The sequence below is a fragment of the Stenotrophomonas sp. FR012 genome, assembly GCF_047520565.2.
Classification (GTDB): domain Bacteria; phylum Pseudomonadota; class Gammaproteobacteria; order Xanthomonadales; family Xanthomonadaceae; genus Stenotrophomonas; species Stenotrophomonas sepilia.
Genome location: NZ_JAXBQL020000013.1, coordinates 62,042 through 78,295 on the forward strand (window position 1 = coordinate 62,042; position 16,254 = coordinate 78,295).

Annotated in this window: 13 protein-coding genes; 3 read left to right on the forward strand and 10 right to left on the reverse strand. The window is 60.6% G+C overall.

Annotated elements, in window-relative coordinates:
* Positions 1 to 13 precede the first annotated feature (13 nt).
* Both ACM0O9_RS17485 and ACM0O9_RS17490 read right to left on the reverse strand, forming a co-directional pair.
* Complete coding sequence (locus tag ACM0O9_RS17485; RefSeq protein WP_414603865.1) at positions 14 to 745, reverse strand: hypothetical protein; 732 nt, start codon at positions 743 to 745, stop codon at positions 14 to 16.
* Between the two features lie 91 nt (positions 746 to 836).
* Positions 837 to 2,189, reverse strand: coding sequence for a DUF1963 domain-containing protein (locus ACM0O9_RS17490; RefSeq protein ID WP_069139954.1), 1,353 nt, complete (start codon positions 2,187 to 2,189; stop codon positions 837 to 839).
* Between the two features lie 398 nt (positions 2,190 to 2,587).
* On the opposite strand from ACM0O9_RS17490, the gene ACM0O9_RS17495 reads away from it, so the two are divergent.
* Positions 2,588 to 3,163 carry a 5' nucleotidase, NT5C type gene (locus tag ACM0O9_RS17495; protein WP_414603864.1) on the forward strand — a complete coding sequence of 192 codons (576 nt, stop codon included), beginning with the start codon at positions 2,588 to 2,590 and terminating at the stop codon, positions 3,161 to 3,163.
* 95 nt (positions 3,164 to 3,258) lie between these two features.
* Here the strand turns inward: ACM0O9_RS17495 and ACM0O9_RS17500 are convergent, their stop codons facing one another.
* On the reverse strand, positions 3,259 to 4,098 hold the full coding sequence (locus ACM0O9_RS17500; RefSeq protein ID WP_414603863.1) for a type 1 glutamine amidotransferase domain-containing protein: 840 nt from the start codon (positions 4,096 to 4,098) through the stop codon (positions 3,259 to 3,261).
* Positions 4,099 to 4,196: 98 nt separating this feature from the next.
* Between ACM0O9_RS17500 and ACM0O9_RS17505 the strand changes: the two genes are divergently transcribed.
* Both ACM0O9_RS17505 and ACM0O9_RS17510 read left to right on the forward strand, forming a co-directional pair.
* Entirely contained in the window at positions 4,197 to 5,114 is a 918-nt protein-coding gene (locus ACM0O9_RS17505) for a LysR family transcriptional regulator (protein ID WP_414603862.1), read from the forward strand.
* A 543-nt stretch (positions 5,115 to 5,657) separates the two neighbouring features.
* Entirely contained in the window at positions 5,658 to 6,014 is a 357-nt protein-coding gene (locus tag ACM0O9_RS17510; RefSeq protein WP_414603861.1) for a hypothetical protein, read from the forward strand.
* Between the two features lie 167 nt (positions 6,015 to 6,181).
* Here the strand turns inward: ACM0O9_RS17510 and ACM0O9_RS17515 are convergent, their stop codons facing one another.
* The 7 genes from ACM0O9_RS17515 to guaB all read right to left on the reverse strand — a co-directional run bounded on the left by ACM0O9_RS17515 (position 6,182) and on the right by guaB (position 15,874).
* Positions 6,182 to 7,831 carry an ATP-dependent nuclease gene (locus tag ACM0O9_RS17515; protein WP_414603859.1) on the reverse strand — a complete coding sequence of 550 codons (1,650 nt, stop codon included), beginning with the start codon at positions 7,829 to 7,831 and terminating at the stop codon, positions 6,182 to 6,184.
* 518 nt (positions 7,832 to 8,349) lie between these two features.
* Entirely contained in the window at positions 8,350 to 9,075 is a 726-nt protein-coding gene (locus tag ACM0O9_RS17520; RefSeq protein ID WP_414603858.1) for a hypothetical protein, read from the reverse strand.
* A gap of 625 nt (positions 9,076 to 9,700) precedes the next feature.
* Positions 9,701 to 10,582 carry a toll/interleukin-1 receptor domain-containing protein gene (locus ACM0O9_RS17525; RefSeq protein ID WP_414603856.1) on the reverse strand — a complete coding sequence of 294 codons (882 nt, stop codon included), beginning with the start codon at positions 10,580 to 10,582 and terminating at the stop codon, positions 9,701 to 9,703.
* Between the two features lie 373 nt (positions 10,583 to 10,955).
* The gene (locus ACM0O9_RS17530) at positions 10,956 to 11,915 is read right to left on the reverse strand and encodes a hypothetical protein (protein ID WP_414603855.1); all 960 of its coding nucleotides are present in this window, start codon (positions 11,913 to 11,915) and stop codon (positions 10,956 to 10,958) included.
* Between the two features lie 355 nt (positions 11,916 to 12,270).
* Positions 12,271 to 13,836: a glutamine-hydrolyzing GMP synthase gene (gene guaA / locus ACM0O9_RS17535; RefSeq protein WP_136639453.1), complete on the reverse strand. Its 1,566-nt coding sequence runs from the start codon at positions 13,834 to 13,836 to the stop codon at positions 12,271 to 12,273.
* Positions 13,833 to 14,309, reverse strand: a complete 477-nt coding sequence (locus tag ACM0O9_RS17540; RefSeq protein ID WP_065185245.1) for a hypothetical protein — start codon at positions 14,307 to 14,309, stop codon at positions 13,833 to 13,835. Before ACM0O9_RS17540 ends, guaA begins: the two co-directional genes overlap by 4 nt.
* Positions 14,310 to 14,416: 107 nt before the next feature.
* On the reverse strand, positions 14,417 to 15,874 hold the full coding sequence (gene guaB / locus ACM0O9_RS17545; protein ID WP_032958143.1) for an IMP dehydrogenase: 1,458 nt from the start codon (positions 15,872 to 15,874) through the stop codon (positions 14,417 to 14,419).
* Between the last annotated feature and the right edge of the window lie 380 nt (positions 15,875 to 16,254).

Sequence of the window (16,254 nt, forward strand, 5' to 3'; positions counted from 1 at the left end):
CCTCAGCGCCCCATCACTTCCAATGATCCGGCCCCAGGAACGGCAGGCTCAACACAAACACCGGAACCGCCACAGGGATCAGCGCCGCGCCGAGCACCTTGCCCGCCGCCGAACCCACACCCTGCTTGTCCTCCCTCTCCGGCAGGATCCGCTGCGCCCGCGCATTGATCGGCTGTGCCAGCTTCCCCTTCTCTGCCAGCGCCGCAGCATCCGGCAACTTCACCCGCTCGCCGTCGCCCTCGAACAGCGCGCTGTAATAGCTGCCGCCCTTCCTTGAAAGATTGCAGGCGCGATCAAACGCCAGCGCGTAACGGGTCCGCTCCATCGGCAGGTAGTAGCGCGCCCGCTCCTCCACGGCCTTGGCCTCACGCGGGGTAACCTCAATCCGCTCCAGCTTGAACTGCGCGGCCTGTTCCGCCGTCACCTGCTCCGGCCGCAGCAGCAGCGCATAGCTGCCGTGCACCTTGGCCTCGTTGGCCGGGTCGCGCCAATCCTCATGGAAGTACATCTGCGCGCAGGCCACCGCCTCGCGCAGCGGGCTGTCCATCAGCGCGCGGTACTCGCGGAACGGTGCGGCATTGAAGCGCATCGGCTCGTCATAGCGCGGCAGCAAGTACAGCTGGCCGTCGTCGGCCACGAACGCACTGGTGATCTCGCGGCTTGAGGCGTGCTCTTCCGGGCCACTGGCACAGCCGGACAGCAAGCCAAGGCACAGGGCAGAGAGGATGAAGAAGGACGTTCGCATGTCGTGTTTGAGGGCTTCCCTGGGAAAACGGCCCCTCCCGAAGGGACGAGGCAAGCCCGTCATGGTGCCATGCCGGCCTTGCCATGCCCAATCAGTGCGACTCCACCACACCCACGACGCGGTCAAACCTGCAGTTGCGCAGGTCCTCACGACTCAACCAGAACGTGGCCTGGCCACAATCACCAAAGACTAGGTCAATCGCCGGGTCACACGCCAACTGCAGCAGGCAGACCGCGTCGCCCTCGCCTTCCACGTCGGGCACGATGCCGTGCAAGCGCGGTACGTGCCCCAGCATCTGGTGCACCCGCGTCTCGGCGCAGCGCTTGCGGCCATCAGGCAGCGTGCCCAGGCCTTCATCAAACGGCAGATGTTCGTCCTGCAGGTGGCGGTACATCAGTGCAGGTATGCGCGCGGCCGCAGCCGGCGAGCCCGCCGCGTAGGCAACTGCCGCCAGCAGTCCCTTGGTGAACGCCCGGCCCATGCCCAGGTCGGTCAGCGTCATACGCTCGAAGTCGTCGCTGATCTGTCCGATAATCCACTCACGGAATGCCTCCCGCGTTGCATCATCCGGGGCTTCATCCAGACCAATGGCGGCGGCGCGCTTCACCCATGCGCGTACATCGGCGTAATCAATACCCCCGCGCTTGCCTGCACGCCGTTCATTACCGATCACCCGCGAAAGGCGGTCAATGATGATGCCTACCTGGGGAAAATCGGTCTGGTAACGCAGCCATTGCACCGGGAACGTCCACGCAGGTGACTGCGGGCGCTCCCATTCCGTGGCGGCGTCCGCGCGCGGAAACAGGCCCGTGGCCGCCACCACCGCACCCAGCCGCATTTCGTCCAGGCGCGAGGGGTAGATCTCGTAATACGGCCGATCCTCCTCACCCGGCGGCAGCTCCAGCTCATCCGGCCAGGTATCCATGTGCCGCGCCACCAAGGGCCATTGAACATGCACGCACGGCCCGTCTTCCTCAGGCAGCAGCCAGGCAGGATTGCGGTGCGCATGATCCGAAGGGCCTTCATCCAGAATCGGCCGCATGCCGTCCGGCAGCGCACGCACGTGCTGATCGGCCGCGACCTCGGGCGCGTACAGCACACGCACGCGTTGCTGTGGTTCGTCCGTGTCCCATATCTGCTCTTCGTCGTTCATGGCGAAGAAGAACAGCATGCCTTGCGAGGGCATATCGGGATCCACGCGTGGCAGCTCGGCGCAATCGATCTGCGCCAGGAAGTGCATCGGCGCCGCTTCGCCGTAACTCTCGCCAACCGGCCAATCCATCCCATCGGGCAATTGCGGCAGACCGCCTAGACGGCTGCGGACCCTGGAGAATGCCGCCGGCGGGTAGAAACGCTGCAGCACCAGGGCCGGGGTTCGGTGCTTGGCGAAGAAGGCCTCAAGCACGGCTTCGGCATGGTGGTCGCGCTGGTCAGCGTGGTACATTGAATCTGCCTGAGCATCCATCTCGGTGACGTCCTTTTGAGTCTGGATCGAGCGCCACAGGTATATCACCACCCGGCCTGCCTGTAGCGCCCGGCGATGATCCAATCACCAGCGCGCCAGATTGCTCCTTGGTTAGCGAAATGAGCCAGCGGTTGCGGGCCGTGCGTCTTGGCCAAGAGCCAGGTCAGCCACCCGGCAGGCCTTTGAAGAAGCGCCGCGACATAAGCCGCATTTCCAGCATGCCGATTACGGCATCCGTGGGTCGCCGGCCCCTTCAGCCGTGCCGGCACAGTCGGCATCGCGATTGCCGCCACGTCTGTCGCAATCGCCAAACACTTTGCCCCGTTACTGGGGAACCGATGAAGAAGAAAGCCCACTCTTGAAAGGAGAGCGCGTAAATGAACGCTGATGATGTGAAGTCAATACCGATGATGGACCCGCTCGCGAACCAGCACACACGTGGATCAAGTGCATCCAGACGCACCATCTACGTAGATCTTGATGGCGTAATGGCCGACTTCGACGCGGCATTTCCCGCCCTGTTTGGCCTGGACCATCGTGTGCTTGCCGACGATGAAATGTGGGGGCATATCAACAGCCACCCGTCATTCTTCCGCGACCTTCCGCCGATGCACGGTGCAGTGGAGTTCTTCCACAGCATCCACCACTTGAACCCGGTGATTCTCACGGCCTGCCCGAAATCGAACTATCCACTCGCTGCCATGCAGAAGCGGCAGTGGGTCCGCGAGCACCTGTCAGCAACCTGCCTGGTGTTGCCTGTGCTCGGCGGCAGGCACAAGCCTCTTTTCATGCACCAGCCAGGCGATGTTCTGATCGACGATTTCGAAGCGAACTGTGATGCCTGGACAGCGGCCGGAGGCGTGGCGATCAGGCACGCCGGCGATTGGACTGCGACGCGTCACGCGCTTTCCCAGATTGAAGATCTGTCAGGAGCAGCGCTCGCGAAGGGCTGATGCCCTCTCCGCCGACCACGTTGGCACTTCCATATACAGGCCGAGGCGCTGGCCCCTCGGCCCACAAGGCTGGCAGCCTGCTGCGCAGCCCCGCCTTACTTCAACCGCTCCACCAACCGCTGCCCAACCTCCAGCGCCGACGCCGGGTTCTGCCCGGTAATCAGCTCGCGGTCCACCACCACATGCCCGGTCCACGGCGTGGTGTTGCTGCTGAACCGCGCACCCGCCCGCTGCAACGCGCTCTGCGGGTAGAACTTCATCTCACCGCCGCCCAGCATCGGCTTGGCCTGTTCTTCTTCCTGGTTGCTGATCACCGTCATCTGGTAGCCGCTGTAGATCCACTTCGGCGTGGCCGGCATCGCCCCTGCTTCCAGCTTTGCCACGAACCCAGCAGCATCCGGCAGCGTGGACAGCAGCGCGATCGGCCCGTGGCAGACCAGCGCGGTAGTCTTGTTGCGCTGGTGGAAGTCGGCCAGCAACCCGCCCAGCGCCGGGCTTTTCAGCAGGTCCTGCATCGGTGCGTGGCCACCGGGAATATAGACCGCATCAAACCGCGCGTAGCCCTGCTGCTCGATGCGCGCCAGGCTGACCACCGGCGAGGCGGTCGGCGAGGTCAGCGCCAGTTTCTCCAGCAGCTCCTTGTGCAGCGTCAGTTGTGCGGCATCGTTGCCGAAGTAGGCCGGCGTCACCGAGGACGCATCCACCGTCGGCGCCCGCCCCTGCGGCGTGGCGAAGGTCACCTCGTGGCCCGCGTCCAGCAGCAGCTTGACCGGCTGCATCAGCTCGTTGAGATAGAAGCCGGTGGACAGCACCTTGCCGTCCTTCAGGTCCAGGTGGTTTTCGTCGGACAGCACCACCAGCACGTTGGCGGCCTGCGCGCCGGTGGCGGCCAGGGTCAGGGCCAGCGCTGCGGCCAGCCGGGTCTTCAGGTTCATGGGGTAGCTCCTAGCGGGGGAATGACGGCCACTTTATTCATCGCCCCAGCGGCGATAAATTGCCCCCATCGCAAAACATCTGTTCCCTGGAGAGCCAAATGAGCCGCAAGTTCGACTACCTGGGCGATGTGGAGGTGTTCCTGGCGGTGGTCGAGCACGGCTCGTTCACGGCCGGCGCGGTGGCGCTGTCCACCACGCCCTCGGTGCTGAGCCGCGCGGTCACCCGTTTGGAAGCGCGACTGGGCCGGCAGCTGCTGCAGCGAACCACCCGCCGCGTGGGCCTGACCGACGCCGGGCGGCTCTATCTGGAACAGGTGCGCACCGCCTTCGGCCTGCTGGACGACGCCGAGCGCGACGTACTGGCCCAGGACGGTGCGCTGGCCGGCCGCGTGCGCCTGAGCGTGCCCACCACCTATGGCCACTACCGGCTGCCGCCCGTGCTGGCGCGCTTTGCGCAGCAGTACCCGCAGGTGCAGGTGGAACTGAACATCACCAACCGCAACGTGGACCTGGTGGCCGAAGGCTTCGACCTGGCCATCCGCCTGGGCCAGCTGCCGGACAGCGGGCTGGTGGGGCGGAAACTGGAAGATGCGCCTTTGGTGCTGGTGGCTTCGCCGGAGTATCTGGAGCGCCGTGGCACGCCGCAGACGTTGGAGGACCTGCAGCAGCACCTGTGCCTGCCGTTTGTGATGCCGCGCACCGGGCGGCTGGCGCCGTGGATCTTCCGCGACGGCGGGCGCGACGTTGACTGGCTGCCGCGTTCGTCCATCGAGACCTCCGACGATGTGCTGGGCGTGGTGTCGCTGGCCGAACAGGCCATTGGCATCTGCCAGAGCTATGAGTTCATCGTGCGCGAGCGGTTGCAGCGTGGGGAGCTGGTGGAGGTGCTGCCGCAGTTGCGGGGAAGATCGCGGCCGTTCTCGGTGATCTATGCGCCGCATCGGCGGCAATCTGCGGCGGCGCGGGCGATGATTGAGTTGTTGGTGGGGAATGCGGCTGAGAATGGCGCCGGTTGAAGCCGGGGGCCTGTTAACGGTGTCGGGTTTGAACCGCTTTTCGGGATGTGCGGTCGGCCGCGCGCCGCTGCCTGCCGAAGCGGACTAAGAACTGTTGCAAAGAAGGCTGTCGCGCTATTCGCTTGTGGCGTGGGCGATTGCGCCACTTTGATTCGCCATCAGCAGAGCAGCTACGCGAATGCGTCTGCTGGCGTCGCGCGCTGCACGATTGGCGCGTGCAACAATAGTTCTTCGCTCTCGGATTCGGCGATTCGTTCCCGAATTTCTATTGGCATTCGATGCGGCTACGTAAACACCATAGCGCGCCACCGACAACGGGTGGCAACGGGCGTCCAAACCCGAGACAGATAGTTGTTTACGCTTGCCCGTCGGCACCGCCCTTAACCGGTGCCGGCGGGCAATCCGTCGGCCTTTATGGCGGGCGGTGCGTGGGGGTCTTCGGACCCGCCGGTTATTGACAACTGTCTGTCCCGGTTTGGAACCCGCACCGTCCGCCACCTCTTTGCGGTGGCGCTGTTAAGCACAGCCACGGAAGCCGACGCCATGAACGAATCCGATACCTTCACCTCGTACACCGTTGTTGAGCCCATCAACGACGACACTCCCCTGCCCGACCTGAACTCCTTGCTCGGCATCCTCAAGCGCATGCGCGGTTGCGAGGGGGCTGATGGGCATCCGTGGCCAGAAACCGATGTGTCACCCGGCCGCCGCGTGAGCCTGGCGCGGAGCGAGCGCGCGATGGTGGGGGCGCTGACGGTCCTGGAGCTGCTGCACGCGGCGGATCGCTGCCGTGTGGCAGCGGAGCCGGAGCGGCATTTGGATGAAGGAGTGGTTGATGGGTTGTTTCTGGCTTGCCGGGGGTTGGTTGAGTGGGCTTGCCACGAGGTCAGGCCGGAGTGATCAGCTTCCCGCAGCATATCTACGGCAGACTTCGTCGAGCATCACATCGGACGACGCCCGTTCCCGGCCAGAAGCGGACGCTCGCCATGGAACGTTCACTCGATGGAACTAGGCGTTGACGAAGATATAAAACCTGCCTGCACACATCTACTTCAGGGCCAGTTGCTCTAAGGCATACCGCGACGCGCCGGGTTCTTGATCCACTCAATTATTGAGCGCATGAAATCCCAGACGTCCCCTTGAGCAGGGTGCACATAACCTGCATCGGCAGGATCACTTCCCAAGCGCTCAAGCATGTCGACGACCCAATCGGTCTTCTTTCCCTCTGCCCCGACTTCCGGAAGCCATCTTTCGAGTTCACCGGTGCGAACGACAAAAATTCCGTATTCCTTAAGCGCATCAAAGAGAGCATCCGCGGCGTCTTTCTCTGGTCCATCGAGTAGCCTCACACCACCGAGCTTCATGTCGTGTCCTGCTCCCTGAAAGAGAGCTTTAATGCTGGCTCGATCCGTCGCCAATCCTCCGTGACGGGCGTTAGGGATGTGAGCGACGTTTAGCCACCCCGTCCAAACGCTGCCGCCGTCTTTAATTATATCGATGTCTGGAACCGCCACTGCTGGCACTCCGAACTGTCTAAGCGGCCCAACTACATCTCGAATTGTCTGCTTGTTTTGAGCGTTTATGAAAAGCACAGATGGCGCTTCAGCGAGATTTCGCGTAAGCCGATGGAATATCTCTGCATAGAAGGCACGATCGTTATCTGATTCAGTAACGACTACTCCGTCATAAAATAATCCCGATATCACATTCGTGCTTCGCAATAGCGGCCGTTTGAACAATGTTTCAAGTTGAGCGGGATCGACCACCCTCCCGCGAGACTTACCTTCAAAGTATTCCAGCCGTACCACACGAACGGCTTTCGATGCTTGTACGCACCCCATGAGGAAGTCTGCGCTATGAGTCGAAGCCATCAGCGCCCCGTTCCGCTCCGTGGCAGATGTCGCCAACTGCTTACCCAGTTTTTTTGCTAACGGAGGGTGAAGGAAAGCCTCGGGCTCGTCGATAAGAATAGTGTGGTATTCGCCAGATAGAACAGCTGTCGCAATTCCTGTGAATGCCTGAACTCCGTCGCTAGCATCTTTAATATATGTTGCTTCGCGGTGATATTCGCGGGCCTGCAAGTTTAGACTTTGTTCGTCAGCAAGCGGCATTGAGTCCGAAAGCCGGATACGTAACGTCCCACCACTAGTTGGGTCCACGACGAAGTACTTTTGGAAGGCATCAAATACCCATGAGCGAACCTTTGCCCTGGCCGTTTCGTCTTGAAATAGATGCGCGAGTACGTTCTGTGGCGCTGCCAGTAAATCACCAGTACTTTGGTCGTTCGTTAAATTAAACCTCGATCGACCGTCGAGGCGGAGGACTCCCCAGCGCAAAAACTGCGTCGCCCACCAATTCTTGTCCTTTTGATCACGCGCCACCTCAATAATGCCGATCTTATTCATGATCGAGCGTTCTAGGCCGCCGCCAGGCGTGATCCTGCCGATCGCCACATGGCCCGCAGGCATGTTGGGTTCAGCAAACTTTTCGAGGCTTAAAAATGTTTCGTTTAGCTCGTCGATCGACGGCCACGCCACTTCGTAATCTTTCAGGATTTTCAATCCCATCGGAAACGGGTGTGTTTGATAGGCCATCTCCAACTCCTTTAGGACGAGACTCTTTCCGGAGTTGTTTGGTCCAACGAACACTGTTATTCCGCTCGTCGGAAGGTTGAGATCAGCATTTTCCGTAAATTTTAGGACGATCGAGGAGATCATTTACTCCCTCCACCCAGTTAATTATCTGTATTAATTTCAGCTTCATTTTAAAATGAACTGCTGCGGAGGCAAGGTGGGTCCAGTCTGAAGCTACCTTCGCAAGCGAGCGTTCGAGTCTACCCTTGCAGGCGTGTGCAGGCGTGGTGACAGGGGCCACACGGTGACTGCTTTGGGTAGAACACGGAGAATAGCATCGGACCAAGCGCGGACGCAGTACTGATGTCTGCTTCCGGCCAAGACCGGACTCTCCGCGTCGGTAGCCGAACATAGATCCATCAGCACAGTCGCTCTTACCGAATGGCTGCGCTATCGACCTTCCTGAGGCTGCCGCCAAGCTGCTCCAGCCACTACTTCGCCAGGCGGCGAGCGCTGACTTGGCTTATTTGAGTAGCCAAAGACCTAGAAACTCTGCGCTTCCTTTCTAGCAGATGCAATCGCTGCACTTTCGGCGCATCGAACCCCGCCACAATCTTGCCGACCATCAGTCGATGGCTGAGCTCGCAAGATGGTGAATCGAGCTAATACTCAGATTCATCCTGTCCCTCCTCGCCCATCTGACGCCTACGTTGAGCCGCGCCGCGAGGCAGCGTCGGATTGGACGAATTGTTAGGCGGCGTTGCCAGACCGCTTTCAAAGACTTCTAGGTGTAAGAAGGAAAAGAATGCGTCCAGAAGCTTCTTAAGCTCAGCTTGGTTGGCGACCAAGCGTTTGACCCACACCCGCCTTATATCTGAGTACTCTGCACGGGCGTACGCTCGCCACATAGTGTCACCCTTGCTGTGGACGGCGAGAAAAGAGTACATGCCTAGCATGCGCATTTCATCGTCTGTGAAGGGGCGATCGTGAACATGCGAGCCCCGAGCCGAAACGATCGACGACAGGGACTGCTCAACAAGATCGATGATCTTTGTATATCTCCTCGACTCTACCGCATGACCCAGACCCCGACGCAGACGCATGACCTTCTTTGCGTACTTCTTGAGCCGCTCTTTTAGGATGTAGATCTCTTGGAGATAGAAAGAGATGTGATAGTTGAGGTACGCGTCGAGCTTTAGGTCTCGAGCGCGCGGGGTCCGCGCGCCCATGAAGCGCTTGCAAAGCTCAATGTTGTCAACTGCCTCAGAGATATCGGTGAAGCGGCGGAAGACCTCGTTGAAGAGCTCCAGCTCAGGCTGCGAGAAGTCTTCGGGGTCGGGAATCCGCTTGCCTTTGGCGCTCATAGTGGCCGACACCCAGTCGGCCATGGTTGCTTGGTACTTCTCAAAGCCCCCAACGTCGTTCATAAGTCGCTAAACTACCTAATAGCCAGGATCCCTGGGTCCGGTTATACGACTCATCCACAACCCACCGTACGGTGAGCTATCCGCCTTTGATACGATTTGATCTTAAGGTGACTGGGTCTGGCAAACAAGCCAACGCATACCCGGACCCAGTAGAATGAAGAACATGTGCCGCTTCCGATACCTGCTGTAGGTCGAGAGTGGGCATTAGCGCCGCCAAGCGCCCTATCCCTAGCCCAAACATCCGCAATCCGCCGAAGCGGACAGTCACCAATGCATACATTCGGCCGTGGCTGCGCCCTTAGCACCCCGTCCAATTTATCCGCTGCCCGGAGGCATGGACCTCGGCTGCAACGTGCGGCGGGCGACAACCTACGCTCTCCTTGCGAAACGGCGGTTTAGTGGTCCTTCGCCTCTGCCGCCCCCACATCTACGGTCAACATGAGATTTCGCAGATCTTCGATATCAATAGCCGTTGCTGCGCCTAAAGCCAAGGCAGACGGCGCCCGGGCCCGGTAGAGAAGAGGAAATATACTGGCCACCAAATTCGCGAAGCCTGGACATTGCTGACGCCCACTTGACCGAACAGCTAGGCGCCAGCCCCCTCGAGAACTCGCTTCAAAAGAGCCTCCAGCCCCTGGTCGTAAGAAGCTCGGAAGTCGGCATACAGCTTGTCAAGCAAAAACAAGGGGATTTCGCAATCATCAATGATAATCGGCAATACGAAAACGCTCTTATCTCGAAGCTCGCGTGCCTGAGCGGCGCGAAGTTCCTTTTGAACCCAGTCGGAACTCACGGAGTTCTTCGATATAACTACAGCCAACCATCCTGACTGACTAATGCCATGCTCGATCCTCTCGCTTAGAGAGTCACCGACTTTGAGTTCCCATTGATCAAACCAAACCGGAACTCCCTTGCTTTTTAGGTCAATAGCGAGCCTGCTAACGAAAGGCTTGTCTCTCGATGAATGGCTCAAGAAAACAGTTGGTCTATCCATTTGCCCTAATGAAGTTGGGACGCCGTAAAGCCAATCGAGTACACGATTAGCACCCGGCGATCTGCAGAGATGAAGAAGAATATTTTGGCGAACCGGCTCAACAATAACCAATGAGTGAGCCGAAACGAGCGCGCAATCGGATTTGCGCGCAAATGCGCAAATTGTCTCAATGAATTTTGTGCTAAGCGCCCTGAGCTCCACCCTGAATTCAATCGAGCTGATGCGCTTCCGCTTGTAATGCACGTCAATTCGGTTTGACTCCTCAGTCCCCCAGAGACGTAGCTCATCATGCCAGGATTTCATCTCGGGCTGCCATTTTTCAAATATCTCTTCGAAGCCACCCGGCGGTTGCGCGTCTCGCCAAAACTTTTCCTCGCTGAAGTGGTCACGCTGCATGACAACTGGAATAGCGCCATACAAATTCGATAGCTCGGACCTCGGAATCGCAACGAAGTCGTATTGCCAAACTGCCATGCTGCTTTTCCTTATGATTCTGAATACAACCGCCTAATATACGGACCATTGGTGCGTCTCTAAGATTCACCTACAAGGAACCGTATCGTCTAGCTTCCTAAAGCTACAAATCGATCTTTTGACGACCGGGTTCGGCAAACAAGCAGGCATGCAAGCGGACCCAGGGCGTCAGCGACCATCCCAAGCTCGCTCCCGTAGAAGTTCAGATGTCCGAGTTAGGTCGGAATCCGACGTTGCTATCACGCGATCACCTCGGCTAGGCAGAAGGCCTACCGCCATCCAGGCACGAATCCGCATTCCCCCACGATAGCGCAGGCCAATCGCTCCGCCATGCATCACTGTTCGCGAGTACAGGCCACGAGTTAACCCACTTTCAGGGCAGATTAAACTCAGACAGAAGAGAGCTGGCGTCCCCAAAGAACGCAACAGATTTCTGTGGCCCAGCATATAGCCTCAACTCTCGCTTGACCAATGGTCGCTTCAGCTCAAGCTCTATTAGGCGTCGTGCACACCATCGAGCGACGAGGGTTTGCTTTGCAATGTCGAATGCCGTCTTGGCGTGAACCATCCCCCCAAGATATTTAGGATGCGCGTGACCGAAAAATCGATGACGCGCCAGATATACATGCGAGACAATCTTCTGGATATTCCGATCGAACGCACCCCCAAACATTTGTGCACCCGCTTTAAGTGCCTCAGCCCTTTCATGACATTCCAGAACCGACTCCATTGCCAGATAGAACTGCATGAATGCAGCGTCGACCAGACCCGAAACGGAGTCTTCACCTGCGAGAAGAGACATGCCGGTTGAGTAATGCTGTTGCGCCACTCTAACCTTGTCCGTCATCTGGAGGTCCCCGCCCCCTAATGACGCCCGAGCGGCGTCGCGCTCTTCGATTTCGAATGCCACCGCTCTGCTGAATGGCAATCTAGACAGCATCCACAACGGCAACTCCGGTCCACGACCAACATCTGCCAGATAGCTGGCTCGGCCGAAGGTTAGATTGATGTCAGCATGAACTTCAAGTTGCCTAACCGCCGCGAAGAGCTCCCCTGGATCAAAAGAGAACAACTCGTCGGAGTTCGAAAATCCTCTCCAGAAAAGGAGCCTAGGCTCTCTTGGATTCAAGTAGCGCATGCCCTGCAAGAACGCTGATGAAATCCCCCCCACACCATCTGGAGGATTAGCGGCGCATTCGGCCAGGAACTGCAAAGTCTGCGGAACCATCAAGGTTGGGAGAACTTCGATGGAGAATGCTCCACATATCGGAGAAATCTCCTCCGCTTGTGATGATCTCCATATTTCAACCTCTCTAGCGGAAAACGAAGACATCAATTGCTCCTTGGATATTTCGCCCCATCAGTGCCTTGCCGCTAGTCGACAAGTCCCCACTTGCATGACCAACTCGCTCTACACCTTCAGCGCAGGCCCCTAGTCCTTCGTCTCTCGCTTCCAACGATGCGCAGATATCTAACCATCAATAGCCAGCCCACCTATAGAGCTGGCTCGTCCTGAATCATCCCAGCCAAACAGATGATCTGTCCACAACTCACCCCATGACTCCCGGGCCCGCGGAGACTCATCATGATGCAGCTCCGGCACGATTCGCCGTAAGGCTCACAACGGAAACGCGTGAGTAAATTCTGTATACAACAAGGGCGCCTCTCGGCGCCCTCGTTCGTTCAACTCACTCCCACTCAATGGTCGCCGGCGGCTTCCCCGAGATGTCATAAACCACCCGCGACACCCCCCGCAACTCATTGATGATCCGGTTGCTCACCGTCCCCAGGAACTCATACGGCAGATGCGCCCAATGCGCCGTCATGAAATCAATCGTCTCCACGGCCCGCAGCGCAATCACCCACTCATAAGCGCGCGCGTCACCCACCACGCCCACCGACTTCACCGGCAGGAACACGGCAAACGCCTGGCTGGTCTTGTCGTACAGGTCCGCCTTGCGCAGCTCATCAATGAAGATGGCATCGGCCTTGGCCAGCAGCTCGGCGTACTCGCGCTTCACTTCGCCCAGGATACGCACGCCCAGGCCCGGGCCCGGGAACGGATGGCGGTAGACCATGGTGCGCGGCAGGCCGAGCTCGACGCCCAGGCGGCGCACTTCGTCCTTGAACAGCTCGCGCAGCGGCTCCACCAGGCCCAGCTTCATGTGCTCCGGCAGGCCGCCCACGTTGTGGTGGCTCTTGATCACATGCGCCTTGCCGGTCTTGCTGCCGGCCGACTCGATCACGTCCGGGTAGATGGTGCCCTGCGCCAGCCACTTGGCGTTCTTCAGCTTGTTCGACTCTTCGTCGAAGATCTCAACGAACAGGTTGCCGATGATCTTGCGCTTGGCTTCCGGGTCGCTCACGCCTTCCAGCGCGGCGAAGTAACGGTCGGCGGCATTCACGCGCACCACCTTTACACCCATGTGCTCGGCGAACATCGCCATTACCTGGTCGCCTTCCTGCCAGCGCAGCAGGCCGGTATCCACGAACACGCAGGTCAGCTTGTCGCCGATGGCCTTGTGCAGCAGCGCGGCCACCACGGACGAATCGACGCCGCCGGACAGGCCCAGGATCACTTCGTCATCGCCCACCTGTTCGCGCACACGGGCGATCTGGTCGTCGATGATGTTGGCGGCGGTCCACAGGGTCTGGCAGCCGCACACGTCCACCACGAAGCGGCGCAGCAGCGCCTGGCCCTGCAGGGTGTGGGTCACTTCCGGGTGGAACTGCACGCCATACCAGCGCTTTTCTTCGTTGGCCATGGCGGCCACCGGAATGCGGTCGGTGGTGGCGGTGATGGTGAAGCCCGGCGGTGCAACGGAGACGTGGTCGCCGTGGCTCATCCAGACATTCAGCTTCGGCTCGCCGCCGTGGTCGCTCAGGCCCTTGAACAGCGCATCCGGGTTGATCACGTTCACTTCGGCGTGGCCGAACTCGCGCTGATCCGCCGCTTCGGTGGCACCGCCCAGCTGCGCGGCCAGGGTCTGCATGCCGTAGCAGATGCCGAAGATCGGCAGGCCGCTGTCGAACACTTCCTGCGGCGCGGCCGGGGCGCCCGGCAGCGTGGTCGATTCCGGGCCACCGGACAGGATGATGCCCTTGGCGCCGAACGCGGCGATCTCGGCCGGGTTGTGGTCCCACGCCCAGATTTCGCAGTAGACGCCCAGCTCGCGGATGCGGCGGGCGATCAGCTGCGTGTACTGCGCGCCGAAATCGAGGATGAGGATCTTGTCGTTATGGATGTTGGTCATGGTGCCGTTCCAGTGGTGTTTTTCGCAGCGCCCGGCGCTTCAAGGCTCTGCGTCAGCGTGGCGATGAACGCCTCGCGTTGTTGAATATGTGAGGGGTCTTCCTCGTCCCAGCGCAGCATCAGCAGGCCGTGCGGTGCGTTGGGGTTGGCGCGGTCAGCGCGCGGCAGCTCGGCGATTTCCTGCACTTCGGTGCCAGGTACGAGGCGACGTTGCAGTGCGGCCATCGAGAAGCCCGAATCTGCAGCGCCCCAGGACGTCCATTGCACGCTCATCCGTGCGGGCTCCAGCGCGCCCAGTACTGGCGTCAGCACCGGATCATCCGGCCCGTGCAGCAGCTCGGTAATGCATTGCAGCGTGACCTGCAGCGGGCGCTCACCGGTGCCTTTCAGCAGCCAACGCTGCGCGCCAGCGGCCTGCACCTGCCAGCCCTTCGGCAGCGAGAACGCGTTCTGGCACGCCTGTACGTCCTTCACTTGCGAAACCGCCGCGCCCGGAGACCCGGAGCGCGGCGGCGGTTCGGACACCGAACAGCCTGCCATCAGCAGGCTGCCCGTGATCGCAAGAGCAGTTCGCAAGCGCATCAGGCGCGGTAGTTCGGCGGCTCTTTGGTGATGGTCACGTCGTGGACGTGGCTCTCACGCTGGCCGGCGCCGCTGATCTTCACGAACTTGGGCTTGCTGCGCATCTCGTCGATGGTGGCGCAGCCCACGTAGCCCATGGTGGCGCGCAGGCCGCCCATCAGCTGGTGGATGATGCCGCCCACCGGGCCGCGGTACGGCACGCGGCCTTCGATGCCTTCCGGCACCAGCTTGTCGGCAGTGGCGGCGTCCTGGAAGTAGCGGTCCTTCGACCCCTTCTCCATGGCAGCCAGCGAACCCATGCCGCGGTAGCTCTTGTACGAACGGCCCTGGTACAGCTCGGTCTCGCCCGGCGATTCCTCGGTACCGGCCAGCAGGCCACCGACCATGATGGTGGAGGCACCGGCGGCCAGCGCCTTGCCGATGTCGCCCGAGTAGCGGATGCCACCGTCGGCGATCAGCGGGATGCGGTCCTGCAGGGCTTCGGCCACCAGATCGATCGCGGTGACCTGCGGCACGCCAACGCCGGCGACGACGCGGGTGGTGCAGATCGAGCCCGGGCCGATGCCGACCTTCACTGCGTCCGCACCGCTGTCCAGCAGCGCCAGTGCGGCTTCGCCGGTGCAGATGTTGCCACCGATGACCTGCACGTTCGGGAAGTTCTTCTTGACCCAGCTGACGCGGTCCAGCACGCCCTGCGAGTGGCCGTGCGCGGTATCAACCACGATCACGTCCACGCCGGCGGCGACCAGCGCTTCCACGCGGCGGTCGGTATCGCCACCCACGCCGACGGCAGCGCCGACCAGCAGGCGGGTCGACAGATCCTTGGCAGCGTTCGGGAAGTCGGTGTTCTTCTGGATGTCCTTGACGGTGATCAGGCCACGCAGTTCGAACGAATCATTGACCACCAGCACCTTCTCGATGCGGTTGCGGTGCAGCAACTGCAGCACTTCGTCGGATGCGGCGCCTTCCTTGACCGTGATCAGGCGATCCTTCTTGGTCATGATGTGGCGGACCGGATCGTCCAGCTCGGTCTCGAAGCGCATGTCGCGGTGGGTCACGATGCCGGCCAGCTGGCCGTCGCTGCCCACCACCGGCACGCCGGAGATGTTGTGCGCCTGGGTCAGGGCCAGCACGTCGCGGATGGTGGTTTCCGGGCCGACGGTGATCGGGTCGCGGATGACACCGGCCTCGAACTTCTTGACCTTGGCCACTTCCGCGGCCTGCTGTTCCAGGCTGAGATTCTTGTGGATGATGCCCATGCCGCCGAGCTGGGCCATGGCGATGGCCAGGCGGGCTTCGGTGACGGTATCCATGGCGGCGGACAGGATCGGAAGCTTCAGCTTCAGGTCTCGGGTCAACCGCGTTTCGAGGTTGACGTCTTTGGGCAGGATGGTCGAGTGGGCGGGGACGAGCGAGACGTCGTCGTAAGTGAGTGCTTCAGCCTGGATGCGCAGCATCGGCATACCCGAGATGTGGGGAAGCGCGACATTTTACCCTGTTTTCGCGTCGCGTGGCAGGGGGTAGATGCGACGCAGTGTCGCGCGGGCGGTGATCGGTTCAGGAGGGTTTAGAACCTGCCTCGGTGGGTGCGGACCGTTGGTCCGCACTGCCTTCATACACCTGTGCACCGGCATTGCCGACCAACGGTCGGCACCCACCTTGAGAGGATCACCCGAGCCAGCCCTGAAGCGCCTTTGGTGGGTGCGGACCGTTGGTCCGCACTGCCTTCATATACCTGTGCACCGGCATTGTGCCGACCAACGGTCGGCACCCACCTTGAGAGGATCACCCGAGCCAGCCCTGAAGCGCCTTTGGTGGGTGCGGACCGTTGGTCCGC